This window comes from Variovorax paradoxus, assembly GCF_009498455.1.
Lineage (GTDB): Bacteria > Pseudomonadota > Gammaproteobacteria > Burkholderiales > Burkholderiaceae_C > Variovorax > Variovorax paradoxus_H.
Map to the genome: position 1 here is coordinate 1,826,930 of NZ_CP045644.1, position 26,991 is coordinate 1,853,920.

The 26,991-nt window shown below is 66.9% G+C and carries 22 protein-coding genes; 12 read left to right on the forward strand and 10 right to left on the reverse strand.

Translation table 11 applies throughout. The features are described 5' to 3' along the window. Positions 1-2: 2 nt before the first annotated feature. Positions 3-629 carry a LysE family translocator gene (locus GFK26_RS08280; RefSeq protein WP_153281578.1) on the reverse strand — a complete coding sequence of 209 codons (627 nt, stop codon included), beginning with the start codon at positions 627-629 and terminating at the stop codon, positions 3-5. A 47-nt stretch (positions 630-676) separates the two neighbouring features. Then, entirely contained in the window at positions 677-1,381 is a 705-nt protein-coding gene (locus GFK26_RS08285; protein WP_228121947.1) for a GntR family transcriptional regulator, read from the reverse strand. A 283-nt stretch (positions 1,382-1,664) separates the two neighbouring features. Between GFK26_RS08285 and GFK26_RS08290 the strand changes: the two genes are divergently transcribed. From GFK26_RS08290 to GFK26_RS08315, 6 genes are read left to right on the forward strand one after another with little or no spacing between them, the layout of a single operon-like run. Then, on the forward strand, positions 1,665-2,408 hold the full coding sequence (locus GFK26_RS08290; RefSeq protein ID WP_153281579.1) for a DUF969 domain-containing protein: 744 nt from the start codon (positions 1,665-1,667) through the stop codon (positions 2,406-2,408). A gap of 5 nt (positions 2,409-2,413) precedes the next feature. Further along, positions 2,414-3,370 carry a DUF979 domain-containing protein gene (locus GFK26_RS08295; protein ID WP_153281580.1) on the forward strand — a complete coding sequence of 319 codons (957 nt, stop codon included), beginning with the start codon at positions 2,414-2,416 and terminating at the stop codon, positions 3,368-3,370. A gap of 10 nt (positions 3,371-3,380) precedes the next feature. Continuing rightward, positions 3,381-4,058 carry a pyroglutamyl-peptidase I gene (gene pcp / locus GFK26_RS08300; protein WP_153281581.1) on the forward strand — a complete coding sequence of 226 codons (678 nt, stop codon included), beginning with the start codon at positions 3,381-3,383 and terminating at the stop codon, positions 4,056-4,058. Between the two features lie 54 nt (positions 4,059-4,112). Further along, complete coding sequence (locus GFK26_RS08305) at positions 4,113-4,883, forward strand: LamB/YcsF family protein (protein ID WP_153281582.1); 771 nt, start codon at positions 4,113-4,115, stop codon at positions 4,881-4,883. An 8-nt stretch (positions 4,884-4,891) separates the two neighbouring features. Then, on the forward strand, positions 4,892-6,490 hold the full coding sequence (locus GFK26_RS08310; RefSeq protein WP_153285896.1) for an urea amidolyase family protein: 1,599 nt from the start codon (positions 4,892-4,894) through the stop codon (positions 6,488-6,490). 16 nt (positions 6,491-6,506) lie between these two features. Then, positions 6,507-8,240 carry an acetyl/propionyl/methylcrotonyl-CoA carboxylase subunit alpha gene (locus GFK26_RS08315; protein WP_153281583.1) on the forward strand — a complete coding sequence of 578 codons (1,734 nt, stop codon included), beginning with the start codon at positions 6,507-6,509 and terminating at the stop codon, positions 8,238-8,240. 176 nt (positions 8,241-8,416) lie between these two features. On the opposite strand, the gene GFK26_RS08320 is transcribed toward GFK26_RS08315, so the two are convergent. The 6 genes from GFK26_RS08320 to GFK26_RS08345 form a co-directional block, all read right to left on the reverse strand. After that, positions 8,417-10,528 carry a T6SS phospholipase effector Tle1-like catalytic domain-containing protein gene (locus GFK26_RS08320; RefSeq protein ID WP_153281584.1) on the reverse strand — a complete coding sequence of 704 codons (2,112 nt, stop codon included), beginning with the start codon at positions 10,526-10,528 and terminating at the stop codon, positions 8,417-8,419. 44 nt (positions 10,529-10,572) lie between these two features. Then, positions 10,573-11,061: a DUF3304 domain-containing protein gene (locus GFK26_RS08325; RefSeq protein ID WP_153281585.1), complete on the reverse strand. Its 489-nt coding sequence runs from the start codon at positions 11,059-11,061 to the stop codon at positions 10,573-10,575. Positions 11,062-11,127: 66 nt separating this feature from the next. Next, entirely contained in the window at positions 11,128-11,604 is a 477-nt protein-coding gene (locus GFK26_RS08330) for a DUF3304 domain-containing protein (protein WP_153281586.1), read from the reverse strand. After that, complete coding sequence (locus tag GFK26_RS08335; protein WP_153281587.1) at positions 11,601-12,521, reverse strand: DUF4123 domain-containing protein; 921 nt, start codon at positions 12,519-12,521, stop codon at positions 11,601-11,603. The genes GFK26_RS08330 and GFK26_RS08335 overlap by 4 nt, the downstream gene beginning before the upstream one ends. A gap of 10 nt (positions 12,522-12,531) precedes the next feature. Next, positions 12,532-15,510 (reverse strand): type VI secretion system Vgr family protein, encoded by a 2,979-nt coding sequence (locus GFK26_RS08340; protein ID WP_153281588.1) that lies wholly within the window; start codon positions 15,508-15,510, stop codon positions 12,532-12,534. 24 nt (positions 15,511-15,534) lie between these two features. Next, on the reverse strand, positions 15,535-16,356 hold the full coding sequence (locus GFK26_RS08345) for a hypothetical protein (protein WP_153281589.1): 822 nt from the start codon (positions 16,354-16,356) through the stop codon (positions 15,535-15,537). Positions 16,357-16,516: 160 nt separating this feature from the next. Between GFK26_RS08345 and GFK26_RS08350 the strand changes: the two genes are divergently transcribed. From GFK26_RS08350 to GFK26_RS08375, 6 genes are all read left to right on the forward strand, one after another. Continuing rightward, the gene (locus GFK26_RS08350; RefSeq protein WP_373696517.1) at positions 16,517-17,359 is read left to right on the forward strand and encodes a M15 family metallopeptidase; all 843 of its coding nucleotides are present in this window, start codon (positions 16,517-16,519) and stop codon (positions 17,357-17,359) included. 59 nt (positions 17,360-17,418) lie between these two features. Next, positions 17,419-17,712, forward strand: a complete 294-nt coding sequence (locus tag GFK26_RS08355) for a PAAR domain-containing protein (RefSeq protein WP_099793860.1) — start codon at positions 17,419-17,421, stop codon at positions 17,710-17,712. 90 nt (positions 17,713-17,802) lie between these two features. After that, positions 17,803-19,275, forward strand: a complete 1,473-nt coding sequence (locus GFK26_RS08360) for a hypothetical protein (RefSeq protein WP_153281590.1) — start codon at positions 17,803-17,805, stop codon at positions 19,273-19,275. Positions 19,276-19,299: 24 nt separating this feature from the next. Beyond that, entirely contained in the window at positions 19,300-23,160 is a 3,861-nt protein-coding gene (tssM, locus tag GFK26_RS08365; protein WP_153281591.1) for a type VI secretion system membrane subunit TssM, read from the forward strand. Beyond that, complete coding sequence (gene tagF / locus GFK26_RS08370; RefSeq protein ID WP_153281592.1) at positions 23,157-24,140, forward strand: type VI secretion system-associated protein TagF; 984 nt, start codon at positions 23,157-23,159, stop codon at positions 24,138-24,140. Before tssM ends, tagF begins: the two co-directional genes overlap by 4 nt. 7 nt (positions 24,141-24,147) lie before the next feature. Then, complete coding sequence (locus tag GFK26_RS08375; RefSeq protein WP_153281593.1) at positions 24,148-24,990, forward strand: OmpA family protein; 843 nt, start codon at positions 24,148-24,150, stop codon at positions 24,988-24,990. A 48-nt stretch (positions 24,991-25,038) separates the two neighbouring features. Here GFK26_RS08375 and tssA read toward each other — a convergent pair whose 3' ends face one another. Together tssA and icmH are read right to left on the reverse strand one after the other, a co-directional pair. After that, the gene (gene tssA / locus GFK26_RS08380; protein ID WP_153281594.1) at positions 25,039-26,187 is read right to left on the reverse strand and encodes a type VI secretion system protein TssA; all 1,149 of its coding nucleotides are present in this window, start codon (positions 26,185-26,187) and stop codon (positions 25,039-25,041) included. Further along, positions 26,184-26,966, reverse strand: coding sequence for a type IVB secretion system protein IcmH/DotU (icmH, locus tag GFK26_RS08385; RefSeq protein ID WP_194274114.1), 783 nt, complete (start codon positions 26,964-26,966; stop codon positions 26,184-26,186). Before icmH ends, tssA begins: the two co-directional genes overlap by 4 nt. Positions 26,967-26,991: the final 25 nt, after the last annotated feature.

Consider the following 26,991-nt stretch of genomic DNA (forward strand, 5'->3'; position numbering starts at 1 on the left):
GATCAGGCCGGTCGGCGCGTGAACGCCAGGATCAAGCCGAAGCCGACCATCATGCTGCCGCTCACGCGGTTGAACCAGCGCATCGCGCGGCTGCCGTTGGCCAGCCGACGCATGCGCGCACCGAGCAGCGCGTACAGCGCGATCGCGACCACTTCGAACACCAGGAAGGTCACGCCCAGCAGCAGGTAGCTCGACGCATACGCGCCGGGCACGACGAACTGCGGGAAGAAAGCGGTGAACACCAGGATCGCCTTCGGGTTGCCGGCCGCCACCGTGAACTCCTGGCGCACCAGCGCGCGCATCGACGGCGGCGCGGCTTCGTGCGCCTGCACTTCGGCGGTCCGTGCCGGCGCGCGCAGCAGCCGGATGCCGATCCACACGAGGTACGCGGCGCCGATGTACTTGATGACATCGAAGGCCAGCTCCGATGCCACCAGCACCGCGCCCATGCCCAGCCCCGCGATGGCGATCATGACCGCGAAGGCCACGAGCCGGCCGCTCGCCGCGATGACCGCCGGCGACACGCCGTGCTTCGCGCCGTTGGTCACCGACAGCAGGTTGTTGGGGCCGAACGCCATGTTGATGGCGAAGCAGGCGGGGAGGAACAGCAGGTAGGCAGACAGGGTCATGGCGTGTCCGTCGAACGAAGAGGGACCGCCATTATCTGCAGGCGAAGCTAGCCGTCGATGCCGCTTTCGGGCATCTGCCGCGCATACACCGCGAGCACGATGCGCTCGGAGTGGATGAGGTAGTCGTTCAGCGCCGCCGAGCCCTCGGCAAACTTGCCGGCCTCGATGAGCTCAAGCAGCTTCGTGTTCATGTCCACGTAGGGCGCGTGCAGAAACTCGGGGTCTTTCAGCAGCCCGAAGGCCAGTCGCAGCTCGACCAGGATGTGGGCGAACAGCACGTTGAGCCGCTCGCTGTCGGCCAGCTCGACGATGCCCTTGTGGAACTCCATGTTGGCCGTGCCTACGCCCAGCCAGTCGCCGGCATCGCGGCATTTCAGCGCCATCTCGACCGCCTCGCGCATGTGCTTCTTGGCAGGGTGGCGCGGGTAGGCCTGCGCCAGCGCCTGGCACTCGATGAGCCGGCGCACGCGGTAGATGTCGATGATCGACGCGATGCTCGGCACCGCCACGAACACGCCGCGGTTCGGCGCGTGCTTGAGCAGGCCTTCCTTGGTCAGCGTGCGGAACACCTCGCGCAGGGTGTTCCGCGAAATCTCCAGGCTGTCGGCCAGCGCGGCCTCCGACAGCCGCTGCCCCGGCGAGAACTCGCCCTTCACGATCTTCTGGCGGATCAGCTCGGCCACGCGGTCGTTGAGCGTGAGCGCGCCGGCGGCCGGCGAAGCGGAGGAAGTGGGGGAATCCAGTCGGGTCATGCCGGTCGGTAGAGAGAGAAAAAGAGCGGGTCGCAGCGAGCCTGCGTTCTAACAGAGGCCGCCGGCGCCCCGCCGCACGGACGCACCCAAACGCCCCGTTTCAGGGTTTTCATGGGGGTATTCAGGCACTGTTGTTGGGCACACTACGTGAAATTGTTCAACAACTTGTTCTAAATGAGTGATTCATAAGAAATGAATTGCTCATTCATTGGCATGAGGTTTGCATCAATCGACCGCACCGGTGACCCGCGCCGGTGTTTTGCATTGCAACGAAAGACCCACCATGACACCTGAAGTCCCCCTGTGGCCGCTGATCGGCGTGGCCGTGATCATTGCGGGGTTCATCCTGCGCTTCAATCCGATGCTGGTCGTGATCGTCACGGCCATCGTGACGGCGTTTGCCGCGGGCTTCAGCCCGATGGCGATCCTCACGGCCATCGGCACCGGCTTCATCAAGACGCGCAACCTGCCGCTGATCATTCTTCTGCCGCTGGCGGTGATCGGCCTCTTGGAGCGCCACGGCCTGCGCCAGCACGCGCAGAACTGGATCAGCCGCATCAAGTCGGCCACCGCCGGCCGCCTGCTGATCGTCTACCTCGCGGCGCGCGAACTCACGGCGGCCATGGGCCTGACCAGCCTGGGCGGCCATCCGCAGATGGTGCGTCCGCTGCTCGCGCCGATGGCCGAAGGCGCCACCGAAACGCGCTACGGCAAGCTGCCCGACCGCATCCGCCACAAGCTGCGCGCCTACGCCGCAGCCACCGACAACGTGGGCCTGTTCTTCGGCGAAGACATCTTCGTGGCCTTCGGCGCCATCGTGCTCATGACCACCTTCCTGCACGAAGCCGGCATCGACGTGGAGCCGCTGCACATCGCGATGTGGGGCATCCCGACGGCCATTGCCGCTTTCATCATCCACGCCTGGCGCCTGCGCCGGCTTGACCAGGCGCTGGCCCGTGAGCTGGGGGACGCGGCGCAGGCCGACGCACCCGTTGCCACCGCCGTGCCCGCCAACGAAGGACGCTGATCATCATGATTCTCTCGATCCAGCACCTGTACCTTCTGGTCGGCGTCATCCTTGCCGTCACGGCCGTGATGACGCTGGCCGACCGCCAGCACCCCAAGCGCTACACCAGCGCGCTCTTCTGGGGCATCTATGCGCTGGTCTTCCTCATCGGCGACAAGTTGCCGCCCGCACTGGTCGGCGTCGGCGCGATCGGCATGGCCGTCATTGCCGGCCTGCGCGGCGTCGGCGCGGGCAAGCACCGCGAACCCACGCCCGCGCAGTACCAGGCCAGCGCCACGCGCCTGGGCAACAAGCTGTTCATTCCCGCACTGGCGATTCCGCTGGTCACCGTGATCGGCACCGTGGGCATGAGCCACATCAAGCTCGGCGGCACGCTGCTGCTCGACCCCAAGAACACCACGCTGGTGAGCCTGGGCATCGGCTGCGTGGTGGCGCTGGCGCTGGCCTGCTGGCTGACGCGCGAGACGCCCGTGCAGGGCATGCGCGAGTCGCGCCGCCTGACGGACGCGCTCGGCTGGGCCGTGGTGCTGCCGCAGATGCTCGGCATGCTGGGCCTGGTGTTCTCCGACGCCGGTGTGGGCAAGGCGGTGGCGCACATCACCACCAGCTACATCAACATGGACATCCGCTTCGTCGCCGTCGCGGTGTATGTGCTGGGCATGGCGCTCTTCACCATCATCATGGGCAACGGCTTCGCGGCCTTCCCGGTGATGACGGGCGGCGTCGGCGTGCCGGTGCTGGTGGGCGTGTACCACGGCGACCCGGCCGTGATGGCGGCCATCGGCATGTTCTCGGGCTACTGCGGCACGCTCATGACGCCGATGGCGGCCAACTTCAACATCGTGCCCGCAGCCCTGCTGGAGCTGCCCGACAAGAACGCGGTGATCAAGGTGCAGATACCGACCGCGGCCGCGCTGCTGGTGGTCAACATCTTCCTGCTGTACTTCCTGATGTTCCGCTGAGGCACTGCGCATGACCTCAGCCACCAATGCGAAGGCACGCCGCGTGCTGCTCGCGGGCTTCGAGCCCTTCGAGAACGACCCGGTCAACCCCGCGTGGGAAATTGCCCGCGCGCTCGACGGCTGGGCCTGCGAAGGCGCCGTGGTGCAGGCGGTGCAACTGCCCTGCGTGTTCGGCCGCGCCATCGACACGCTCGACGCCGCATTGATCGGCTCGCCCCTGCAGCTGGTGCTGTGCATCGGCGCGGCAGGCGGGCGCACCGAAATCTCGATGGAGCGCGCCGCGCTGAACATCGACGACGCGCGCATCCCCGACAACGCCGGACAGCAACCCATCGACCTCCCCGTGGTCAAGGACGGCCCGGCGGCCTACTTCTCGACGCTGCCGATCAAGGCCATGGTGCGCGACATGCGCGCGGCGGGCCTGCCCGCGGCCGTGTCGAACAGCGCCGGCACCTTCGTGTGCAACCACATCTTCTACGCGCTGATGCACCGGCTCGCGACGCGCCCGGCGCTGGCGCACACGCGCGGCGGCTTTGTCCACGTGCCCTACCTGCCCGAGCAGGCCGCCTCGAAGCCCGGCGTGGCGAGCATGGCATTGGCCGCACAGGTGGAGGCCTTCCGCGTGGCGATCCGCACCGCGCTCACCGTGAGCCACGACGTGCGCGAAACCGCCGGCCAGCTGCATTGACCTGACCCCAAGGCGTGCATGCATGCGCGCCGGAGCAGAAAGAACAGGGACACGATGAACATCGACTTGAACAGTGACCTCGGCGAGAGCCTCGGCGTCTGGCGCATGGGCGACGACGCCGCCATGCTCGACATCGTCAGCAGCGCCAACGTGGCCTGCGGCTTCCACGCCGGCGACCCGGCGGGCATCCTGCGCACGCTGCGTCAGGCGAAGGAACGCGGCGTTGCCGTGGGCGCCCACGTGGCCTACCGCGATCTCGTGGGCTTCGGCCGTCGCAACATGGACGTCGACAGCGTCGACCTGCGCGCCGACGTGATCTACCAGATCGGCGCCTTGAAGGGCCTGGCCGCCGCGGCCGGCACAGACGTGCGTTACGTGAAGCCGCACGGCGCGCTGTACAACACCATCGCGCACGACGAGCGCCAGGCGCGCGACGTCATCGCCGCCCTCCGCGAGATCGACGCCAGCCTGGTCCTCGTCGCGCTCGCGGGCTCGCCGCTCGTGGGTTGGGCCGAAGCGCAGGGTCTGCGCGTGGTGGCCGAGGCCTTTGCCGACCGCGCCTACACACCGCAAGGCACGCTGGTGTCGCGCCGCGAACCCGGCGCCGTGTTGCACGATGCGAACGACGTGGCCGAGCGCATGCTGCGGCTGGCGAACGAAGGCACCGTCACCGCCATCGACGGCAGCGTGGTGCGCATCCGCGCCGATTCGATCTGCGTGCACGGCGACAGCCCCGGCGCGGTCGAGATGGCGCGCCGCGTGCGCGAGCGGCTCGTGCAGGCCGGCGTGACGATCCGCCCCTTCACCGAGGCAGTGACCGCATGACGACGTCGATGCGCTTTCTGCCCGTCAACCTCAATGCAGTGCTGGTCGAGCTCGACGACCTGGCGCAGACGCTCGCGCTGTTGGCCTCGCTGCGCGCCGAGCCCATTGCCGGCATCGAAGAGCTGGTGCCCGCCGCGCGCACGATCCTCATCACCTTCCGGCCCGCCGCGCTGTCGGCGGCTGCATTGGCGCACGCCGTGCGCCAGCGAAAGCTCGACGCCCGCGAGACGCGTGTCGACAAGCGCATCGAGATTCCCGTGCGCTACGACGGCGAAGACATCGCCGAAGTGGCCGGCCTGCTCGGCATCACGCCCGACGAGCTGGTGCGCCGCCACACCGGCAGCGACTACACCGTCGCCTTCACCGGCTTCGCGCCCGGCTTCGCCTACCTGAGCGGAGGCCACCCGAGCCTGAACGTGCCGCGCCGCGCGGTACCGCGCACCCGCATCCCTGCGGGCGCCGTCGGTCTCGCGGGCAGCTTCAGCGGCGTGTACCCGCAGGCCAGCCCCGGCGGCTGGCAGATCATCGGCGTGACCGACACGCCCATGTGGGACCTGTCGCGCGAAACGCCGGCGCTGCTGCAGCCTGGTGACACGGTGCGCTTTGTCGATGCCACGGCGTTGAAGGTGGCGCTGCCTGTGCTTGAGAAAGTTGTCGCAGCGCCGGCGCCTGTGGCCGTCGAAGGCGGCTGCGCGTTCGAAGTTCGCGCTGCTGGCTTGCAAGCGCTGTGGCAGGACGGCGGTCGCCATGGCCAAGCCCGGCAGGGCGTGTCCGCCTCCGGTGCGATGGACCAGCGCTCGCTGCAGGCGGCCAATCGATTGGTCGGCAATGCGTCAGACATGGCCTGCCTTGAGCTGGCCTACGGCGGCTTGCAGTTCGTCTGCCGCGGCGACGCCGTGATGGCGGTCACCGGCGCCGACGGCCCGGTCACGCTGACCCGCGCCGATGGCGCGCAATGGCCACTGCCGCGCTACCAGCCCGTCGCGCTGGCCGACGGCGACACCGTCAGCTTCGGCGAACCCGTCGCCGGCATCCGCAGCTACCTCGCCGTGCGCGGCGGCTTTGCCGTGACACCCGTGCTCGGCAGCTGGGCAACCGACACGCTGGCCCGCATCGGTCCGCCCGCCGTGGTAGCGGGAGACGTGCTGCCCATGCGTGCCGTCGCCATCGGCGCCGTCGTCGGCACCGCCGAAGCACCACCGACCGACCTGCCCACCGTGCACGAAGAAGTCGTGCTCGACATCGTGCTCGGTCCGCGCACCGACTGGTTCACCGCGGACGCCGTCGAGCGCTTGTGCAGCCAGCCGTGGGTGGTGACGCCGCAGTCGAACCGCGTCGGCATCCGACTGAATGGGGAGGCGCCGCTCGTGCGTGCGAACACCGCCGAGCTGCCCAGCGAGGGCACGGCGCGCGGTTCGATCCAGGTGCCGCCCAGCGGCCAGCCCGTGCTGTTCCTGGCCGACCACCCGCTCACCGGTGGCTACCCCGTGATCGCGTCGGTCGCCACCCACCACCTGGACCGTGCGGGGCAGATCCCCGTGAACGCCCGCGTCCGCTTCCAACCGATGGCCGGCCTGCACCGCGTCCACGGCCCCATCGAACTTTGAGATAGAGAGTCCTGCGATGAAAAAAGTCCTGATCGCCAACCGCGGCGAAATCGCCGTGCGCATCGCACGCGCCTGTGCCGACCACGGCGTGCAGTCGGTCGCCGTCTACGCCGACCCCGACCTGAATGCGCTGCATGTGCGCCGGGCCGACGAGGCCTACGGCCTGGACGGCCACCGCCCCGCCGACACCTACCTCAACATTCCCAAGCTGCTGGCCATCGCGAAGCGCAGCGGCGCCGACGCCGTGCATCCCGGCTACGGCTTCCTTTCTGAAAGCGCAGCCTTCGCGCAGGCGGTGATCGACGCCGGCCTCACATGGATCGGCCCTTCGCCCTCGGCCATCGCCACGCTCGGCGACAAGGTGCAGGCCCGCAAGCTCGCACTGAAGGTCGGCGCGCCGCTCGTCGCGGGCACCGCCGACCCCGTGAACAACGCCGGCGAGGTGCTCGCTTTTGCCGAACAGCACGGCCTGCCGATCGCCATCAAGGCCGCGTTCGGCGGCGGCGGGCGCGGCATCAAGGTCGCGTGGCGGCTCGACGAAGTCGAAGGCCTGTTCGAATCGGCCGTGCGCGAAGCCATCACCGCCTTCGGCCGCGGCGAGTGCTACGTCGAGCAGTTCCTCGACCGCCCGCGCCACGTCGAGGCACAGGTCATCGCCGACACGCACGGCAACGTCGTCGTGCTCGGCACGCGCGACTGCTCGCTGCAGCGGCGCAACCAGAAGCTGGTCGAAGAAGCGCCCGCGCCGTTCCTCAGCGACGCGCAGCGCGAACGCATCCACCAATCGGCGCGCGACATCTGCGCGGCCGCCGGCTACACCGGCGCCGGCACCGTTGAGTTCATGCTGAGCGCGAGCGGCGCGATCTCGTTCCTCGAAGTCAACACGCGCCTGCAGGTCGAGCACCCCGTGACCGAGGAAACCACCGGCATCGACCTCGTCATCGAACAGCTGCGCATCGCCGAAGGCCTCCCGCTGTCGGTCAAGGAGACGCCCGCGCCGCGCGGCCACTCCTTCGAGTTCCGCATCAACGCCGAAGACGTGGGCCGCGGCTTCCTGCCGACGCCCGGCCCCGTCCACGTGTTCGACGCCCCGTCGGGCCCGGGCGTGCGCGTCGACACCGGCGTCGACGCCGGCTCGCAGGTGCCCGGCACCTTCGACTCGCTGATGGCCAAGCTCATCGTCACCGGTGCCACGCGCGCCCAGGCGATCGCACGCGCACGCCGCGCCCTCAAGGAATTCCGCATCGAAGGCCTGGCCACGGTGCTGCCGTTTCACCGCGCGGTGATGGCGCACCCTGACTTCGTGTCGGAAGATGTCTTCAAGGTCCACACGCGCTGGATCGAGACGGACTTTGCGAACGACGAGGCGGCGGGCATGCGGCCTGATCCGCTGCCCGATGCGTCGCTGCACCGCACGGCCATCGAGATCGATGGGCGACGCATGTCGCTGGGGCTGCCGGCGGAGTTGCTGCGTGGGTTGGCGTCGGCGGGTGGTGCTGGTGTTGCTGCGCCCGGCGTTGCGAACGCACCCGCGGCCAATGTTGCCGCCGTGGCGGCGCCGGTGTCGGGCACGTTGCAGGGATGGAAAGTCGCCGACGGTGACGAGGTCGCCGAAGGCGCGGTGATCGCGGTGATGGAGGCGATGAAGATGGAGATGCAGGTCGTCGCGCACCGCGCAGGGCGCATCGCGTTTGCGGCTGCTGCGGGGGGCTACGTGGCGGCTGGGACGGCGATCGCGCGGATTGGGTGAGTGAGGGCGGTCGTCAAGGTTTGGGGAACAAGGCGACGAGTCCTGAAACGATGCAAGGTGCGAACGTCACGGCGGCCATGTAGGTCTCGAGACGCGCGCCGGTGTCACGTGCGTCGATGAGTGGGTAGCGTGCCGCTGGTTCTGCGAGGTGACGACGGAACCAGCAGCGGGCTTCTTCAACTCTTGTCGAACACGCGCCGGTAGCGGCCGTGGCCGCGCGGTTCACGGCGGCTGGCGGTGCCCAGGAGCTTCAATGCGAGCGTCGCGGCCGTGCCCGCGTTGTCTCGCAGATCTTCCGCATCCGCATCCGTCATCAGCGGCAGTGTCCCCGGCTCTTTCGCATCCTGTGCGAGCACACGGCGTTCGAAATTGTTGAGTTCATAGCCGCGGGCAAAGTTGCGCAGGTTCGCCGCAGCAGAGGGCATCGACTCTTCGTCAGCGGCCTTCAGCAACCGGTCGTGCGTGGCCTTCTTTTGCTTGATGGCTGCCACGAAGTCCTCGCGGTTTTCCTTCGTGATGGGGCCGAGCATCCAGAACCCGCCGTGCGAGTCGTGGACAAACCTGTCGAAGAAGTCGTTGGCGGTTTGTGGAACGTCCTTGGCGGCTGCCACGGCGCGCACGAGGCGCTTTTCCACCTCGTTGGCGCGGGGCGGCTGGTCAACGTAGACGCCCGCTCTGGGAACGAACACCCGTCGGGGCTGGTTGGCCGCCTGTGCGGCCTTGACGTCTTCACGCCAGTCGAGCTCCGACTCCCAGAGATCTTGCTGGTCTTGTTCTTCGGAGGCCTTGTAGCTCGCCATGGCCTTGAAGGTGGCCTCATCGCTCTTGGACGCACGCCAGCGCCAATACAGTTCCATGTGATAGCGCATGCGGTTCTGCACGGGCTCGCCGCCGTTGGCGACGTTCTGTTTTTCTTCTGTCGTGGTCCAGGCGGCGTAGTCGCTGAAGGCTTTGTCGAGCACAGGGTTGACCTCAAAATCGCCACTGACCTGGCCGGGCATTTCAGTCTTGCTGCGCAATCGAACGCCCGCAGTCAGCGCTTCGAAATACATGTCCATCAAGGGAATCTGCGAGAGCAATGCGGTTCGTCCCTCGACACCCTTCCCTTGGGACTTCGACGGGTAGCCTCCACCCAGATCAGAGTGGGCGCCCGGGTAGACGAACTCCTTGGTGTTCGGCGGGTAGTTCGTGGCCCTGATACGCGCAGTGGACAGCGGGAACGACTGGCGTATTTCATGCGCTGCCACGTAGTGAACGGTCTGGTTGACGCCGTTGATGTCCATGGTGCCATCGGCCCAGTCTTGAAAACCTTGGAAGATCGGTGCCGAGTCGGCCAGCCCGACGGACGCCACGGTGTCGAAGATGCCCAGGAAATGAATCTCCAGCGTCGCTTCGCCGATGGTCATGTCTTTGGCGACCAGCTGGATCCATTGGCAAAAGGTGCGCGCTTCGGCCGCACCGCGCGAGAAGCCGAAAACCGACAGATGCAGCTTGGTCACGCGTGGCCGCTGGTCCTTGATGGCTTTCAGTAGACGCTCTTGAATGCCCTTGAAGATGCTGACCATCTTGGAGTCGCCCCAACGCCACCAAGTCTTCAGCTCATCGACACAGAGTGTCTTCGCCTCTTCAGGCCGGATCAACAGAACACCGTGATAGGCCATATGCAGGGCGTTGTAGACCTGTATCAACCCCCAATGGATGCGCGCTTCACCCCCGGTGCCGAAGCGCTTGCCGTTGTCCAGTTCTTTGTTCTCGCCGATCTCGGGGAAGTGTGTGCCGACGCCGGGTATGTAGAAACGAAAATTCTCGACCTGGTCATCCTTGTGCGCGTTGAAGAGGCTGACGATGTTCGTGTGGCTTTGGTCGCGTGTGTCGCGAATCAGGTTGTTGTTGGTGCCGTCAAAAAACAGGCCCACGTGAATCTCTTTGGCACAACTCAGGGCCTCGGCCTTGCTCGGATCGGCCGTGGCGGCGCGTTGGCACAGTTCGCGTGCGGTCAGGGTCCGGTTGGCGCGCGAGTGGTCGCCCGGCAGCGCGGGCTGGTAGTTCTTGCCGCCCGGGTCGTTGTCCCACCAATCGCCTGCAGGCGCATTGGCTGTCCACTTGTAATTTGGCGACCAGTCCATGGCCCTGCCCGCGTCGTCCGACCACCTCAGTATCTGCAGCCCCGTTTCCTTGACGATGCACTCGGCCGTGCAAAGTTTGGCGGTCTTGAAGTAGAGATAGCGCTTCTCACGGGTGTTGGCGTCAAAGCTGATCTCGTACCAGCCCTCTTCAAATTTTTCCATCTGTTGCTCCCGGATTTTTCAAGACATCTCTGCTTCGCCTTGGCTCACCATTTCCAGTCCGCAGGTTTCACGGGGGAGGCTGGGCCGGGATAGTCCTTGGCGCCGGCCCTCTTGTTGGAAATGATCAGCCGCACCTCGTTGTTCGGCAGGAAATGCACGTTCAGGAGCCCGCCGGGCTCGTCATACTTTTCGATGGGAACGACTTTTTCATGCCACCGGGGCTTGATCGCATCCGGTCGTTTGTCGCCCGGAATTCCGCTGGAAGTCGTCCACTTCACTGTTGCATTGAGACCGGCGCGCCACTTGGCGGGAAAGGAGATGCAGCACACAAAGCTGCCGCCGCCGCCGTACGGGTATGAGTTGCCGCCGCCTGCCCCGTCCACATAGAACTCGTGGATGTAGTCCTGCGTGTGGTTGTAGGCGCTGATGTTGGCGCTGTAGCTTTCTGTCGCTGGTTTCTTGCTGCTGCAAGCCGCCAGCGGCAGCGTCAGTAGCGCCAGTGCGCAAAGCGCCAGGGTCGTTGTGCGTTTCATGGCGTGGCCTTTCAATGCGTTCACGTGTTGTTCGTCGGGTTCCCGAAAATTCTTACTCGCCTTGACTCACCACTTCCAGCTCGGTGGCTTCACCGGGTAGTCGGGGCCGGGGTAGTCCTTGGCACCGGAGCCCTTGCTGGAGATGACCAATCGAACATCGCCATCGGTAAGGAAATGCACGTTGAGCGTGCTGCCTGGGACGTCGTATTTGTCGATCGGGATGACTCTTTCGTGCCACTGCTCAAGAGCTGCTTCTGGTTTCGTATCTGCGGGATTGCCACTCGAAGTCGTCCACTTCACTGTTGCACTGAGACCAGGATGCCATTGAGCCGGATAGGAGATGCAGCACACAAAGCTGCCGCCACCGCCGTAAGGGCGCGAGTTACCACCACCTGCGCCATCCACATAGAACTGATGGATGTAGTCCTCCGTATGGTTGTAGGCGCTGAGGTTGGCGCTGTGGCTTTTGGCTGCCGGCTTCTTGCTGCTGCAAGCCCCCAACAACGCCAACGCGCAAAGAACCAAGAGAGCAAAGAGCTTCATGAAGCCTTGCCCTCCAACGCCTTCCACAGTTCGTCGCTCCAGCCCTTCATCAGGCTCGACAGGCTGGTACCTTGTGCGACAGCCTTCCATGTGTCCGACAGATCGGGATGTTGGTAGAAGTTGTCGCCACAGGTCAGCGAGAGCACCACGAACTGCAGCCGGTCGGGGTTGCCTGCCACGTGCAGGTGGGTGGCGACCTCGAGCGCGCGCTGGAGCCGCTGATGAAACGCCGCCCGGCCGGTCTGCGGGACCAGCTGCGACACCGTCTCGAGCAACTGCGCAAAGATACCGTCGGCCTCCGAGGCATCCAGAAGCGCTGCGAATTGTGTTGCGTCGAGTTCGAGATGATCGCCGGCACCAGCAGCACCTTCGTCCCCGGCAGCGGCAAGCCAGTTGCCGACCGAGGCACCGCTGCGATCGAACCACTGCCATTGCGCAATGGCTTGGGCCACACGCTGTGTCTGAGGCACGGACAGCGCGGCCAGCAGCGTGGGAAGCACGCGCGCATCGCCCATTCGGCAGTGCAGCTTCAGGCCATCGTGTCGCGCCTGGGCAAGGTAGCCGAAGCAGGCCTGCAAGTGCGCAACGGAATGGCTGGACGCGAGCCAGCTGAATGCAGGAGCCGCCGGGTCGATCGTGGCGAGGCGCCGCAAGCCTTCGGCGCGCACCTCGTCATCGTCTCGTGGCAGTTCCAGCAACTGCGGTCCCTGCGCACCGTAGGCCTCCAGCGGTGTGTTGGCCAGTGCATTGACATGCGTCCACCCGTTGCGGCGCAGCACCGACGCCAGGCGTGCCGGGTCCAGCAACGCCGCATCGATCAGCAGCCAGAGGCCGAAGGGTGAGGGTTGGGCGTCGGCCATCGCTTGCACGGCGTGGGCAAGGTGGACGGGGTCGATCGGATCGGTCGCGAATTCCAACGCAACACTCTCACTGCAAGGCGGAGAAGGGGGCTCCGCTTTGTGCCGCCTTCAGCATGCACTCGATGCAGATGCTCTGCGGGAACAGCGGCAGTCCATACGGCGAGCTTGTCGGCCCCGCCAGCTTCCGCTGCACCGCGTGATACGTGATCTTCCCCGGCGCCTCGAAGGTGATGTCCCCATCCTGCAGCGTGATCGACGCGCCCTGCGCCGTCGCGATGCGGATCTTCTTCTTGGCCGCGAACTCCACCGTCTGGTCGGTGCTGGCGATCTTCAGCGCCTCCTTGGCCTGGATGCGCAGCTCGTCGTGCTGCGCCTGGAAGTCCAGGTCGTCATTGCCTGCGATGACTGACAGGCCCGCGTCAGCATCGGCCTTCTGCGCCCCGGCCAGCAGCCCGATGGCCTGTCCGCTGTGCACGCGCAGCACGTCGGCCAGTGCCAGGTTGATGTCACCACCACTGGCCAGCGTGGCGGTCTCGCCGCTGAGGATCTGCAGCTGTTGGCCTGCGACCATGGCCAGGCCACCGCGTGCGGCCAGCGCGATCACGGCATCGCTCGTGTGCGGCACCTTGCCTTCGCCGGTGGCGATGGCTTTGTCTGCTGCGTCGGCGTAGGCGGTGTCGAGCGCATCGGCCGTCACCATGCCGCTGGCGGTGTGCTCCATTGCGGCGTAGGGGGCGCGCTCCTTGTCGAGTTGCGATTCGTCGGCCTTGTTCGAACCGATGTGCCCGGCCAGCTGCACGGTCTCGTGGGTCTTGGCCGCATCGCTCAGCGCCTGCCCCAGCTGCTGCACCTGCTTGAGCAGCGCCATGCCGGCGGCGAAGTCGCCCACGGGTTCCAGCTTCTGGCCGCCTGCGCCGTGGTACGTGCTCAGTAGCACGCCCTTGCCGCCGCGCAGGGCGGCGTAGCCGTCGGTGCGCAGCTCCAGCCCCTGGCCTCGGAAGCTGCCCCGGAAGTTGTCGGCCTGATGGATCAGGTGGCCCAGGTTCAGCTGGCTGTGGGCGGTGCTCGCATGCAACTGCACGCGCAGCTGCTGGTTCGAATCGTCGAACACCAGCTGGCTGAAGCCCTCGCCGCCGAACTCCTTGGTCTTGAAGCCGCTCAGGGCGGCCGCGTTGCGGTGGCCCTTGTCGTCGGCGCTGGCGCCGTGCCAGGGCGGGGCGTGGCCTGCCGCGAGGTTGGCCTGTGCGCTGGGGGAGGCGTTGCCAGCCTGGGCGAAGACGTCGTTGTCGTTCTCGCTGTTCTCACTGCCTCGCGATGCGCCGCCGGGCGTGGGGGCGATGCCGCCATCGCCGCGGCCGTTGTACAGCGCGCCGATGATGACGGGCTGGTCCACATCGAGGTCGACGAACTTGACCAGCACTTCCTGGCCGATGCGCGGCAGCCACTGCCAGCCCATGCCGGGGCCCGCCTGGCGCTGGGCCACGCGGATCCATCGGGTGCTGCGGTTGTCCTGGGCGCTGTCGCCGTTTTCATTTGACCCGCTCTGCCAGTGGAAGCGCACGCGCACGTCGCCGCGGTCGTTGCAGTACAGCTCGTCGGCGCCGTTGGGCGAGGTCTCGCCCGAAGGGCCGACCACGATGGCGCTGTGCACGCCGCTGGCCGTAGGTTTTGCGTGCAGGCGGGCACCATCGGCCGCAGCCAGCGCGGGGCGCCAGGGGCGCGGCACGTGCACGCCCGAGAAGCTGTTGGCGTAGCCCTGCGCTTGAGCAGTTGCGAGGTTCTGGGGCTGCGGATGGATGTCGTTGTCTGCGTTCGTTGCTGCAGACACCAGTCCGAACACGTTGGACTCGGCCGTCACCGGTGCGCACGGCTGGTCGAACACCAGGTGTTCCGCCAGCTCGCCCAGCTGCGCCGCAATCGATGCTGCCGTGTCCTTGGGCAGGTTGTTGATGCCCACATGCTCGACCGTGTCCAGCAGCAGCGCAGGCTTGGCCTGTAGGCCCAATGCAGGCGCATCGTCGATCTCGATGCGCGTGCCCGCACGCAAGGTGCGCACGGTGCTGTGGCCCAGCATCACGTCGGCGCGGCATTCGGCCGCTTCCATCATCAGGGCGGCGTAGCGCTCCAGCGTGCGGTTGGTGTCCCAGCCGCGGCTGCGGTCGTTCAGTCCGAGCACGTCGTCGTACTCCAGGCGCGGGGCGTTCTTGCCGCCCACCGGAAAGCGCGCCGGCGCGCTGCCTGCGAGCTGGCGCTTGCCGTCGACGTTCCAGGCGCTCAGGTGCACCTGCGCCACCGACTGGCGCATGCGGCGCACCAGCGCCTGCACGGCGTCGCTGCGCTCCTGCGAGCTCTTGCGGTGGAAGCGAACGGGCGAGCCGACGTCGGCGGGCTGGGTGTCGTTCGACGAAAAGATCACGAGCTTGTGGCCCATGGGGGCCTTGGCGTCTTCCTCGGTGCGCCAGGCCAGGCCCTCTTCGGCCAGCAGGCGCGAGAAGAAGTCGAAGTCGCTCTCTCGGTACTGCGTGCAGTAGGTGCGCACGGGCGCATCGGCGAGGAAGCCGTTCACTTCGGAAGAGAAGGCCCAGCTGCCCGCATCCGCATACGGCGCCAGCACGCGTTCGATGATGTCGGCGACGCTGCGTTGCTGGAAGACCTGGCTGCGGCCTTGCTGGGTGGCCAGCCAGAGCCAGGGCACCAAGGTCAGGCGGTAGCGGGCCAGGCCGCCATCGGAGCCCAGCGATTCGACGGCGCGGATCAATCCGGTGCGCTTTGCGAGCGAGCCATTGGCCAGCACGGTGACCAACGTCAGTGGTTGGTCAATCAGCGAAGACAACGCCAGGTCCGCGCGAAGGCTCAGGCACACGATGCGCAGCTCGAACAGCTGCGACACCGCCTCGCGCTGCACCCAGCCTTCCACGCGCAAGGCGTCGATGCTCTCGCGGGCTGCAGATGAAGAGGATGAAGCAGCGCTGGGTGCTTCGAGGCGATAAAGCCGCGCCGCCTGGCTCAGCTCGGCCCACAGGGCGCTGCGATCAGCGGAAGGCATCGGGAATTCGCTCGGTTCGGAGGTTCAAGGCTTGCAAGGCGCGCCGGGCTTGCAGTCCGCCGTGGCAGCAGTGGCCTGCGCGGACGGTGCGGGGTCGGAGGTCTTGCTGCGCTTGAGCAGTGCGGTCAGCAGGTCCGTGTCGGGATCGGGTCCCTTCGGACGCGCCGCTGTCTGCGTGAGATTGGCGCGCGTCGCGGGCTTGGTCGCCTTGCTGCTGTTGGCTGCGGTCTTGACGGGCTTGCTGTTCGTGGCCGTGCGCACCGACTTCTTGGAACCCGAGGCGATGCGCTCCGGCTGCTTCTTCGCGGCGACGTTGGCTTTGCTGTCAGCACCTGACTTTTTCGCAGGCGACGCAGCTGCAACGCGCGCAGGCTTTGCGGTCGGCGGCACGGCCATGGGTTGTGCACCGATCGCAGCGAACGGCGTGGAAGCCGGTTGCTGTTGTTGTGGCTGCTGCAGTGGCGGCGGCGTGCTGTCGCCTTCGACGATGCGCGCAGGCGTCGGCTCCGGCGCAGCGGCTGCGACAGGTGCCGCAGGCTTCGGTGGTTCGACCGCAACAGGCGCGGCCACCGGCGCAGGCGGCACAGCTGCAACGGTGATCGCTGTATCCGCACGCTTCGATTGCAGGTGGTAGGTCGTGGCCCCCGCCACGCCGACCAGCACCGCGACCGAAGCCCACACGCCGGGCCGCGCAAGAAAGGAACGCGCGCCGCTCTCGCGGCCACCGAGCTGTGCGAGCACACGCGTGGATTCGGCTCCGGGTGCGGCGGTCGATGTGGCCGCGGTGGGGGCGCTCGAACCGAGCAGGCTCGGTCGGTCCTTGTGGGCGTCTGACGCGCCCATCATGGATGGGTGGTCCGGCTGGCTGCGGGCATGTGTTTTCTCCCCTCGGCTTTATGTGGCGCGATCAACGCGATATCGCAATTGGGATGCAACTGGGCGTTGCGTGCGATGGGTTCAAATTTTTGAGCGACTCATACAATTGAGTCGCTCTCATTGAACACCGTTGATCTTCTTCACTCTCTTTTGTTATTTTGCCTTGATGGTGGCTGCACTTGCCATCTTCTTGTTCCCTTCTTTTCGTGACCGTGTGTTGCGAGCGACGGTCTCCATTTCTACTGCTATTGCATTCTTTTTTATTGGAATAGGACGCCGCCTCGGTTTTGTGTCCGAAGCAAGTTTTCAGTTGATGCGCGAGAGTGGCTCAGGAGTGCGTACTTTTGCCGTAAGGCATCGCTACTTGTTGTTGTCGGGCATGGGCCTGCTTATCGTGCCGGTGTTGTTAAGTGTGACTTTCGGAAGTGGCCGCGTTCTCTTCTTCGATGACTGGGCTGCGACAAGCGACCCGAAAATCGAGGCCTTGCTCCAAGGCGAGCAGCTGGTGCCGCCGCAGCCGTTGCCGCCCGAGGTGTTTGCCACTGCAGAGGTCGAGCAGATTCGTCCGCTGACGAAAGAAGGCAGTCGGGACTGGGCTGCGCTCGATGTGGACTTTCGTAATCGTTTGCTGCTCGTCTACAAGATCATGAAAGAAAAGCACGGCTACGACCTCGCATTGCTCGAGGGTTATCGCAGCCCGGAACGACAAGCCAAACTTGCTGCATTGGGCAATACAGTGACCATGGCAAAGGCGAATCAAAGCTATCATCAGTATGGACTTGCGGCAGACAACGCGTTCTATCGCAATGGCAAGCTGGTGATCTCTGAAAAAGATCCATGGGCCATGGAAGGCTATCGCCTCTATGGCGAAGCGGCCGAGTCCGTGGGCTTGGTGTGGGGTGGTCGATGGTCCTTCAGGGACTACGGTCACGTGGAGTACCGCAAGCCGGGATTTAAATTGTCACGCAACTGAATGCCGGAGCGACACCTGTCGCATCGGCACACCACGAGGCAATCAAGGGGGGAGTTCGAATGGGTGAGGATCAACCCGACGCCGACAACGATCGGCCGTGGATCGTTCTGCATGACAAGACCGACCACGGCGGCTTCGTGATCACCGCGTCCGAAAACACAAGCATCGACGACCGGCGCGTGGCGCGCATCGGCGACATGGTGTCGTGCCCACGGCCCGGCCATGGCATCAACCCCATCGTGACAGGCAGCGACTGCGTCACGCTCGACGGCCGACGCGTGGCGCGCCACGGCGACCGGGCGGCCTGCGGCTGCAGGTTGCTGTCCAGCCAGATCGCTTCCGCGTCCGAATGACGGCGGCGCGTCCTTCTTCGGCTGCAGGCATGGCATGCGGTCGCGCGACCGCGTGCGTGCGCTCGTGACAAAGGCCGCCACGGGTTCCTGATGCTGGCGCGACTGATCAAGCCCGTTCTCTTGGCCTGCGCCGTGTTCCTCACGGTGTGGGTGCTCGTGATCGTCTACTGGCAGTACACGGCGCGCATGCCGAGCACGAGCGACATCGCGCTCTACCTCGTGGTGCTGCCGCTCGCGTTGATGCTCTTCTATGTCGTGCTGCGCCGCATCTTCACGGCCGCACCTGCTGCTGCGCTGCCCGTGGCTGGCGCGACAGTGGCCGCTGGCGGCGCCGCCTCATCGAATGCCGCGACACCCGACGCCTCGCAAGAGCGCCTGCAGATGGCCGTGCTCGCCTTCGCCCTTCGCACGCCGCGCGGCAGCGATGCCGACACGGTGGCCACAGCGATCGAGCAGGCGCAGACACCCGAGCTCGTTCCCGAGCTGCGCGACGGCGAAGGCTTCCCCGTCATCGCGGGCCGTGTCGAAGGCATCGACGAGAACGAACTGCGCGAGCACCTGCGCGAAAGCCTGCAACCCGCCGGCGAAGCTTTCGATGTCGATGCGCTGCCCGACGACCGGCTGCGCGCCCTCCACCTCATGTCCGATGTGCTGCAGGAGCTGCTCATCGCCGCCACCGAGGCGATCGCGAACGCCGGTGATGCGCTCTCGGTGCGCGCGCCCGGGCGCTTCGTCTCCAGCGGCGGCGTCATCCCGGGGCCGGCGGCGGCGCCGCAACTGAATGTCTCGCTGCTGTTGCCGGGCGCATGGACCGAGAGCGAACGCGTGATCGCCACGCAGTGGGTGCAGCAGCGCGTGCGCGAAGGCGATGCGTCGCAGCGCTGGCATGTCGACTGCTTCAAGAGTGAAGACGGCGTGTCCGGCATGGCGTTGCTCGACCGCATCAGCCTGTCGCTGCACCGCGAGCAGCGGCCCGCGCTGTGGATCGCGCTGGCGGCCGACTCCTCGGTGTCCGAGGCGAGCATCGCGCGCTGGGAGGCCGAGGGCCTGCTGTACACCGCCACGCGCCGCAAGGGCCGCGTGCCCGGCGAAGCCGCCGCGGGCCTGCTGCTCGTGCGCGCCGACGATGTGCTGCTGGCACCGGCCGGTGCCGTGCGGCTGTCGCGCAGCGCAAGCGGCCAGCGCGAAGCGTCGGCCGACACGGCGCGCACGCCCGATGCGAGCCTGCTCGATCGCTTTGCCCAACACCTGCTGACCATATCGTCGCTCGACACCGCCCAGGTCGACTGGGTCGTGAGCGACGCCGACCACCGCACCAGCCGCGTCACCGAAGTGGCCAGGCTCGTGCAGGAGCGGTTGCCGCATGTGCCGTTCGAAAACAACCTGTCCGTCTGCGCCACCCTGGGTCACCTGGGGGCCGCGGCCGACATGAGCGCCGTCGTGCTCGCGTGCCACCTGGCCGCGCGCGATGCGCGGCACGTGCTCGCCATTTCCGTGCAGGACGCGCACGCCCGAACGGCCTTGCTGGCCGGCCCGGCGAGCCTCGCGTCACCCGCTACTTAAACAGGACCGATTCCAGAAACTTCTATGCGGCGATTCTTCAGTTTCCTGGCCGATCCGCGCACCTTGTCGGTGATCGGCGCCATCGCGCTCGGCGCGTTCCTGCTGCTCGGGGCACAGACGCTCGAAGTCGGCGCGATCTGGGCTGTCGGCATCTTCGTGGTGCTGCTGCTGTTGTGGCTGCTCGTGTGGTTCGTGCGGCGCATGCGCACGCGCGCGGCCAACCGCAAGCTCGGCGACATGCTCGAGGACCAGGCCGACGCGGCCGTGCGTGACAGCGACCCCGAGCGCAAGGCCGAGATCGACGAGCTGCGCGGGCGCATGGTCGAGGCCGTCAAGACCATCAAGACCTCGAAGATCGGGCAGATGTCGGGCAGCGAGGCGCTGTACGAGCTGCCCTGGTACATGGTCATCGGCAACCCGGCGGCGGGCAAGAGCAGCGCCATCCTGAACTCGGGCCTGCAGTTCCCGTTCGCCGACAAGGGCAACGCGGTGATCCAGGGCATCGGCGGCACGCGCAACTGCGACTGGTTCTTCACCACCGAAGGCATCGTGCTCGACACGGCGGGCCGCTATTCCATTCACCAGGAAGACCGCAAGGAGTGGTTCGGCTTCCTGGACCTGCTCAAGAAGTACCGGCCGAAGGCGCCCATCAACGGCATCATCATCACGGCGAGCATTCCCGAGCTGATCGGCAGCCGGCCCGACTTCGCCATTCAGCTGGCCAAGAACCTGCGCCAGCGCATGCAGGAACTCACCGAGCGGCTCGAGGTGTTCGCGCCGGTCTACGTGATGTTCACCAAGGCCGACCTGATCACCGGCTTTGCAGAATTTTTCGGCGACAGCGACAAGATGGAGCGCGACCGCGTGTGGGGCGCCTCGCTGCCCTACGACGGCGACGAGAAGCAGGACGCCGTGGCGCTGTTCGACAAGCGCTTCGACGAGCTCTACATGGGTCTGAAGGAAATCAGCGTCTCGCACTTCGCGAACCACCGCAGCAGCGATCCGTCGCCCGAACTGCTGATCTTTCCGCTCGAGTTCGCGGCCATCAAGCCCGCGTTGCGCGCCTTCCTGGCCACGCTGTTCGAGAGCAACCCGTTCCAGCACAAGCCGGTGTTCCGCGGCTTCTACTTCACCAGCGCCTTGCAAGAGGGCACGATGCGCAGCCTGTCGACCGAGCGCATCGCCAAGCGCTTCGGGCTCACGCTGAGCAACGCGGCCACCAAGTCGAAGGAAATCTATTCGCAGAACGGGTTCTTCCTGCGCGACCTGTTTTCCAAGGTGATCTTTGCCGACAAGAAGACGGTGCGGCAGTTCTCCAGTCCCGTGAAGGCGCGCGTGCGCTACGTGAGCTTCTTCGCGTTCGTCACCGTGCTGGGCCTGCTGCTCGGCGGCTGGACGTGGTCGTACCTCGGCAACCGCCAGCTGGTGGAGAACGTGCAGGCCGACCTCGACAAGGTGGTCAAGCTGCAAGCCAGCGACAACGGCCTGCGCACGCGCTTCGAGGCGCTGAACATCCTGCAGGACCGCATCGAGCAGCTCGAGAAATTCCGCAACGACCGGCCGCTGTCGCTGTCGCTGGGCCTGTACCAGGGCAACCAGCTCGAAGACAAGCTCGTGGCCGAGTACTACGGCGGCGTGAAGCAGCTCATGCTCGCGCCGGTGTCGGACAACCTGCAGGCCTTCCTGCGCGACGTCAACGCACACCCCGATCGCCTGAAGCGCGCCGATGCGGTGGCCGCGCTGACGGGCGGCACCGCGCCTGCGCCGTTGCCGGTCGCCAGTGCCGCGACCCCCACGGCGCCCGCCGCAGTGCCGGAAGGCGGCGGCCTGTATGCCGGCTCTTCGCCGGCCGATGTGCAGGACGCCTACAACGCGCTCAAGACCTACCTCATGCTGTCCGACAAGCGGCAGGTGGAAACGGCCCACCTCACCGACCAGATCTCGCGCTTCTGGCGCGGCTGGCTCGAGAGCAACCGCGGCGACATGCCGCGTGCGGCGGTCATCCGTGACGCCGAACGCATGATCACCTTCTACCTGCGCCGCGTGGGCGACGACAACTGGCCCGCGCTGGCCGACACCAACCTGGCGCTGGTCGAGCAGACGCGCGACAACCTGCGCCGCGTGGTGCGCGGCATGCCGGCGCGCGAACGCGTGTACGCCGAAATCAAGGCGCGCGCCTCGACGCGCTTCGCGCCGATGACCGTGGCACGCATCCTCGGGGCCACGGCCGGTGGTGCCGAGAGCGAAGGCACGCTGGCCGGCAGCGTCGCCATCTCGGGCGCGTTCACGCGCGAGGCCTGGCAGCAGTACGTGGACGATGCGATCCGCGACGCCGCCAACAAGGAGACATCGAGCAAGGACTGGGTGCTCAACGTCGCCGGCAACGACGACCTGACGCTCGAAGGCAGCCCGGAGCAGATCCGCAAGACGCTGGCCACCATGTACAAGCTGGAGTACGCCAAGGAGTGGCAGCGCTTCCTGCAGGGCATTGCGGTGAAGGACATGGGCAGCTTCGAGCAGGCCGTGGTCGCGATGAACCAGCTCGGCGATCCGCAGAACTCGCCGATCCGCAAGGTCTTCGACACGGTGTATGACCAGACCTCGTGGGACAACCCCTCGCTGGTCAATGCCGGCCTGCAGCAGGCGCGCACCGGGGCCTTCAACTGGTTCAAGCGCCTCTTCAGCCGCGCCACGCCCTCGCAGGTCAACGTGAACGTCGACCTCAACGGCGGTGCCACGGAAATTCCGATGGGTCCGATCGGCCGCGAGTTCGCGGGCGTGGCGCGCCTGGTGGTCGAGCGCGACAACACCTCGCTGCTGCGCGGCTACCTGGGCACGCTGTCGAAGCTGCGCGGGCGCTTCAACCAGATCAAGAACCAGGGCGACCCCGGACCGGGCGCGCGCCAGCTCATGCAGCAGACGCTGGAGGGCAACGGCTCCGAGCTGGCCGACGCGCTCAAGTACGTCGACGAGCAGATGCTCACCGGCATGGACGCCGCGCAGCGCCAGGCACTGCGCCCGCTGCTCGTGCGGCCGCTGCTGCAGGCGTACGCAGTGACGGTGCAGCCAACAGCGGTGGAGGTCAACAAGATCTGGAGCGCGCAGGTGCACCAGCCGTTCCAGCAGTCGCTGGCCACCAAGTACCCGTTCTCGGCGAGCGCGAAGATCGAAGCGTCGCCGGCGGAAATCGCGCAGTTCTTCGGACCTGAAGGCGCCATCGGCAAGTTCGTGACGACCACGCTGGGATCGCTGGTGATTCGCCGCGGCGACCTGCTGTCGCCGCGCGCCTGGGGCGACCAGGGCCTCACGCTGAGCCCCGATTTCGTGAACGGCTTTGCGCAGTGGGTGGCGCCGCTGTCGGGCGGCGCCGCAGCCGGTGCCGGCGGCAGCGCGCAGCCGCAGACGCTGTTCCAGATCCTGCCGCAGCCCGTGTCGGGCCTGACGGAGTACATGGTCGAAATCGACGGCCAGCAGCTGCGCTACCGCAACACGCCGCCGCAGTGGTCCAACTTCGTCTGGCCCAACGCGCAGGGCACGCCGGGCGCGAAGATCACCGCCGTCACCTTCGACGGGCGCACGGTCGAGCTGATCAACGAGCCGGGCAACTTCGGCCTGGAGCGGCTGCTCAGCACGGCGCAGCGCACCAAGTTGCCCGACGGCAGTTTCGAGCTCACGTGGGCGCGCGACAACGCGAGCGTGACCGTCAAGCTGCGGGTGATCCAGAACACGCAGTCGGCCGGTTCGGGCGGCGATTCGCCGCAAGGCAAGGGCCTGCGCGGCACGGTGTTGCCGCCGACGGTCGCGGAGATTGGTGCGCCGCGCGCCACAGCAACAGTTCAGGCACCGGCTCAAGTCCCGGTGCAGGCAGGGGGAGCAGGAAAATGAGCGCGCCACAACAGCTGTGCTACTTCGGCAAGTTGCCCGGACGCGGCGACTTCGTGAAGGGCCTGTACAACCCGCAGCTCATCAAGGTGTTCGACCACTGGCTGTCGCAGACCATGGAGATGCTGTCGGAAGACCCGCGCTGGAAGCTGATCTACGACAACGCGGCGCCGATGCACTTCGTGTGCCTGGGCTCGCGCAGCCGCGTGGCGATCGCGGGGCACCTGCGCGCCAGCCGCGACGAGTCGTCGCGCCGCTACCCGTTCCTGGCGGCCACCTCGGTGGACGTCGACGAGGCGCTCGACTTCATGCGCGGCGCGCCGATGCTGGTCGGCCCCTACTGGGACCGCATGGCGGTGCAGGTGCAGTCGCTGGCGGCCGGCACCGACCTGGACAACGAGCTGAAGAAGTTCGAGGCCATCGACCCGGCCATCGAGACCGGCTTCAAGAAGTCGGCCTCGCGCGCCACCTATGCGGCCTTCACGCGCGACACCAGCCTGCTGCGCATCGAGCAGATGCTCAACTTCGACGGCCACAAGGTGTCGCTGCGCCGCGCCATCCTGGCGCTGGGCCTGCTGCTGCAGCCGGTGATGGCCAGCGCGGTGTCGCACCTGGACAAGGGGCTCACGCTGCCGCTGCCGCGCGACCCGGTCGACCGCTCGCTGATCGCCACCTTCTGGCTCGAGATGGTGTCGCAGTTCCTGGCGAAGGCCGACTTCGAGCTGGTGCTGCTGGTCACCGAGATCGACGGCCGCGCGCGGCTGGTGATCGGCTTCAACGGCCTGTCGCCGCGCAGCCTGCAAAGCGTGCTGCATCCGCAGGTCTACACCGAGCACAACATCGACATCGACAACCCGGAATGGGTCGAGGACACCATCCACAGCAACTACGCGATGTTCAAGCTGGTGAGCTACCTCGACCAGCCGCAGCTGCCGCTGGACATCGTGCTCACCGCCTTTCGCGAAGTCTTCATCGGGGAATGACACGGTCATGAATTGTTCTTTGCGCGTTCTCGTGCTGTCCATGGCCTGCGGGCTCGCGCTCGTGCCGGCCGTGCAGGCCCAGCAACCACAGCAACAACCGGCTGCAGGCGCCACCGCCGCGCGCGTCGAAACCACGGCCGCGGCCGTCGGGAAGGGCGAGCCGGTCGTGGCCGGCGGGCAGGTGCCCGACGAAGCCACGCGCGCCGCCGTCATCGAGGCGCTGCGCCGCATCTACGGCCCCAGCGGCGTGATCGACAAGATCGAGGTGGTGAGCACCGTCAGCATGCCGGCCAACTGGGCCGCCAACGTGCAGCGGTTGATCACGCCTTCGCTCAAGGACATCCACCGCGGCCAGTTCCAGATCGAGGGCACGCAGATGGCGCTGAGCGGCGAGGTCGGCAACGAGGCGCTGCGCCAGAAGATCGTGAGCGACATGGCGAATTCGCTCAACCCGACCTACACCATCAAGAACAGCCTGCGCGTGCCCGTGTCGGAGCAGATCGCGGTCGACCAGGTGCTGGGCAACCGAACCATCGAGTTCGAGCTGGGCAGCGCCACGCTCACCAGCAAGGGCCGCGCCATCCTCGACGAGATGGCGCCGATCCTGCAGAAGCTCACCAACAAGTCGGTGGCGGTGGTGGGCCACACCGACAACGCCGGCAACCGCACGTCGAACCTGGCGCTGAGCCAGTCGCGCGCCGAGTCGGTCAAGGGCTACCTGGTGGGCAAGGGCATCGATCCGATGACGCTCACGACCTCGGGCGTGGGCCCCGACCAGCCGGTGGCGAGCAATGCGACCGACGAGGGGCGTTCGCGCAACCGGCGCATCGAGTTCCGCGTCGGACGCTAACGAAAAAGGCCCGCGACGCGGGCCTTTCTTCTGTCCCTCGGCGCGAAGTCAACGCGATTCGTCGTCGCCCTTCGGCAGGTCGAGCAGGTCCACCAATTGGGCCAGCTCCTGCTCGTTCTTGATCACGTTGCGCAGCCAGGCATGCAGCGGCATGTCGGCCCAGCGCGCGGCCTTGTTCGCCATGTAGGCGGCCGGGCTCGAAGGCTCGGTCTGCTCGAAATACGCCGCCACTTCTTTCAGCTGCGCAATGGCCTGCGCACGGCTGTGGATGCCGGGCGGCTGCGCGGCGGGCGCGTGCGCGACCGCGTGGTACGAGGAAGGTGAGTGGGGCATGGCGGCGTCGAAGACGGGTTCGATGCGTGACGGGGCCGTCGGTGCACTGGCGGCCGGTGCAACGGCGGTGGTCGGCTGCGGCGCGCCGTTGTCGATCGGCACGCCGGCCTCGCGCGCAAAGCGCTCGACGGTCTGGCGGATGGCCGTGGCCGCGTCCTTCGCGGCGCGAAAGCTCGGACCGTTCGAGGCGGTGCGTTCGTCGAACACGGCCTCGAACTCGGCCAGTGCCTGCTCGCAGGCGTGCACGTCGCGGTGCGTCTTCTGCAGGAACTTCGCGGGCGTGGCGCGGCGCAGGCGGTCGAACTGGTCGACCGTCACCTTGTTGCGCTGCAGCTCGTCGGCCTGCGCTGGCGTGCGGCGGATGGCCTGGTCGAGCGCCAGCGCGGTCTCCCAGACCAGCGCGCTGTGGCCGGTGCTGCCGTCGCTCACGATGGGCGCGCGCTGCAGCAGCTCGACCGAGCGCGAGATCAGCCACGTGACGGTGCCGATCCGCATCTCGATGTCGCCGCCCTCGGGCTGCGGATGCAGCTCGTCCCAGTACTGGCGGCACAGGCCGGTGAGCAGGCGGTAGCCGTCGGCCAGGCCCTCGAAGCCGCGCTGGCTGGCCAGCGCGTCGGTGAGCCACACGCCCAGCCGCAGGTCCTTGGTGGATGCGCGCAGCAGCTTGTCGCACTCGGCGATCACGAAGGGCCAGTTGGCTTCTTTCAGCTCGATGACCCATTCGCCCTGTTCGAGCGAGGGATCGTCGTGCTTGCGCGCTTCCTGGATGGCGTCGAACTCGCGCGAGAACAGCATGTCCTCGCCGCAGGGTTTGGCCTCGGAGATCGGCGCCAGCAACGCCGGCAGATCGAGCCGCGCCGTCATGGCAGCGAGATCGTCAGGTTGGCCTGGCGCGGGCCGAGCTTCACGATGTCCTGGTAGCTCGCGAGTGCGCCCTGCGTGGTGCTGCCCAGGTGCGCCGAGAGGCCGACGAAGCCGAGCAGGCCGATGAGCGAGAACAGCGCGGCCACCACCCACTGCGGCGCCTCGCGCTTGAGCGAGTGCGAGATGAGGTCGGGCAGCGGCCAGTGCGGCGCGAACGGCGTGCGCTTGCCGCGCGCGTTGGCAATCTCGTCGCCCACGCGCGCCGTGAGGTAGGCCAGCTTCTCGGTGCCGTCGATGGCGTACTTGCCCTGGAAGCCCAGCAGAAGGCACATGTAGAACACCTCGAGCGTCTGGATGCGCGCGGCGCCATGCGCCCGCTCGACCTCGAGCATCTGGAAGAAGTTCTCGCCGGCCAGCTGGTCGCCGAACAGCGTGAGCTGCAGCGGCCGCCGCTCCCATTCGGAGCGAATCGCGAACTCGGGCGCCGAAAGCACGAACTCGTCGACGGTGGCGCAGAAGGCGTACTTGGCCGCGTGGATCTGCTCGGCCGTGGCGTCGAGCTTGCGCGCGTTGCGCTCGAACTCGCCCAGGTAGTTGCGGATGCCCGTGAGGAACTGCTCGGTGGTGGCGGGCTGCTGCTTCTTCTTCAGCAGGAACAGCATCACGAAGCCGTCGTACAGCAGGTCGAGCAGGCTCGAGTCGGCGTCGGGCGCCACGCCTGCGGGCGTGAACGACGCGGGCGGCGCGTCGGCGCCCAGCAGGGAAGGGGCCTTGTTCAGGGTGGTGGTGTTCATACGATCAGGC

What these genes read in the sequence shown, in the direction of transcription:
- GFK26_RS08375 (WP_153281593.1), top strand. Translation starts at nt 24,148, where the DNA reads ATGAATTGTTCTTTGCGCGTTCTCGTGCTGTCCATGGCCTGCGGGCTC.
- GFK26_RS08285 (WP_228121947.1), bottom strand. Translation starts at nt 1,381, where the DNA reads ATGACCCGACTGGATTCCCCCACTTCCTCCGCTTCGCCGGCCGCCGGC.
- tagF (WP_153281592.1), top strand. Translation starts at nt 23,157, where the DNA reads ATGAGCGCGCCACAACAGCTGTGCTACTTCGGCAAGTTGCCCGGACGC.
- GFK26_RS08345 (WP_153281589.1), bottom strand. Translation starts at nt 16,356, where the DNA reads ATGATGGGCGCGTCAGACGCCCACAAGGACCGACCGAGCCTGCTCGGT.
- tssA (WP_153281594.1), bottom strand. Translation starts at nt 26,187, where the DNA reads ATGACGGCGCGGCTCGATCTGCCGGCGTTGCTGGCGCCGATCTCCGAG.
- GFK26_RS08295 (WP_153281580.1), top strand. Translation starts at nt 2,414, where the DNA reads ATGATTCTCTCGATCCAGCACCTGTACCTTCTGGTCGGCGTCATCCTT.
- GFK26_RS08280 (WP_153281578.1), bottom strand. Translation starts at nt 629, where the DNA reads ATGACCCTGTCTGCCTACCTGCTGTTCCTCCCCGCCTGCTTCGCCATC.
- GFK26_RS08305 (WP_153281582.1), top strand. Translation starts at nt 4,113, where the DNA reads ATGAACATCGACTTGAACAGTGACCTCGGCGAGAGCCTCGGCGTCTGG.
- GFK26_RS08340 (WP_153281588.1), bottom strand. Translation starts at nt 15,510, where the DNA reads ATGCCTTCCGCTGATCGCAGCGCCCTGTGGGCCGAGCTGAGCCAGGCG.
- GFK26_RS08310 (WP_153285896.1), top strand. Translation starts at nt 4,892, where the DNA reads ATGCGCTTTCTGCCCGTCAACCTCAATGCAGTGCTGGTCGAGCTCGAC.
- GFK26_RS08360 (WP_153281590.1), top strand. Translation starts at nt 17,803, where the DNA reads ATGCTGGCGCGACTGATCAAGCCCGTTCTCTTGGCCTGCGCCGTGTTC.
- tssM (WP_153281591.1), top strand. Translation starts at nt 19,300, where the DNA reads ATGCGGCGATTCTTCAGTTTCCTGGCCGATCCGCGCACCTTGTCGGTG.
- GFK26_RS08315 (WP_153281583.1), top strand. Translation starts at nt 6,507, where the DNA reads ATGAAAAAAGTCCTGATCGCCAACCGCGGCGAAATCGCCGTGCGCATC.
- GFK26_RS08290 (WP_153281579.1), top strand. Translation starts at nt 1,665, where the DNA reads ATGACACCTGAAGTCCCCCTGTGGCCGCTGATCGGCGTGGCCGTGATC.
- GFK26_RS08355 (WP_099793860.1), top strand. Translation starts at nt 17,419, where the DNA reads ATGGGTGAGGATCAACCCGACGCCGACAACGATCGGCCGTGGATCGTT.
- GFK26_RS08320 (WP_153281584.1), bottom strand. Translation starts at nt 10,528, where the DNA reads ATGGAAAAATTTGAAGAGGGCTGGTACGAGATCAGCTTTGACGCCAAC.
- GFK26_RS08325 (WP_153281585.1), bottom strand. Translation starts at nt 11,061, where the DNA reads ATGAAACGCACAACGACCCTGGCGCTTTGCGCACTGGCGCTACTGACG.
- GFK26_RS08330 (WP_153281586.1), bottom strand. Translation starts at nt 11,604, where the DNA reads ATGAAGCTCTTTGCTCTCTTGGTTCTTTGCGCGTTGGCGTTGTTGGGG.
- pcp (WP_153281581.1), top strand. Translation starts at nt 3,381, where the DNA reads ATGACCTCAGCCACCAATGCGAAGGCACGCCGCGTGCTGCTCGCGGGC.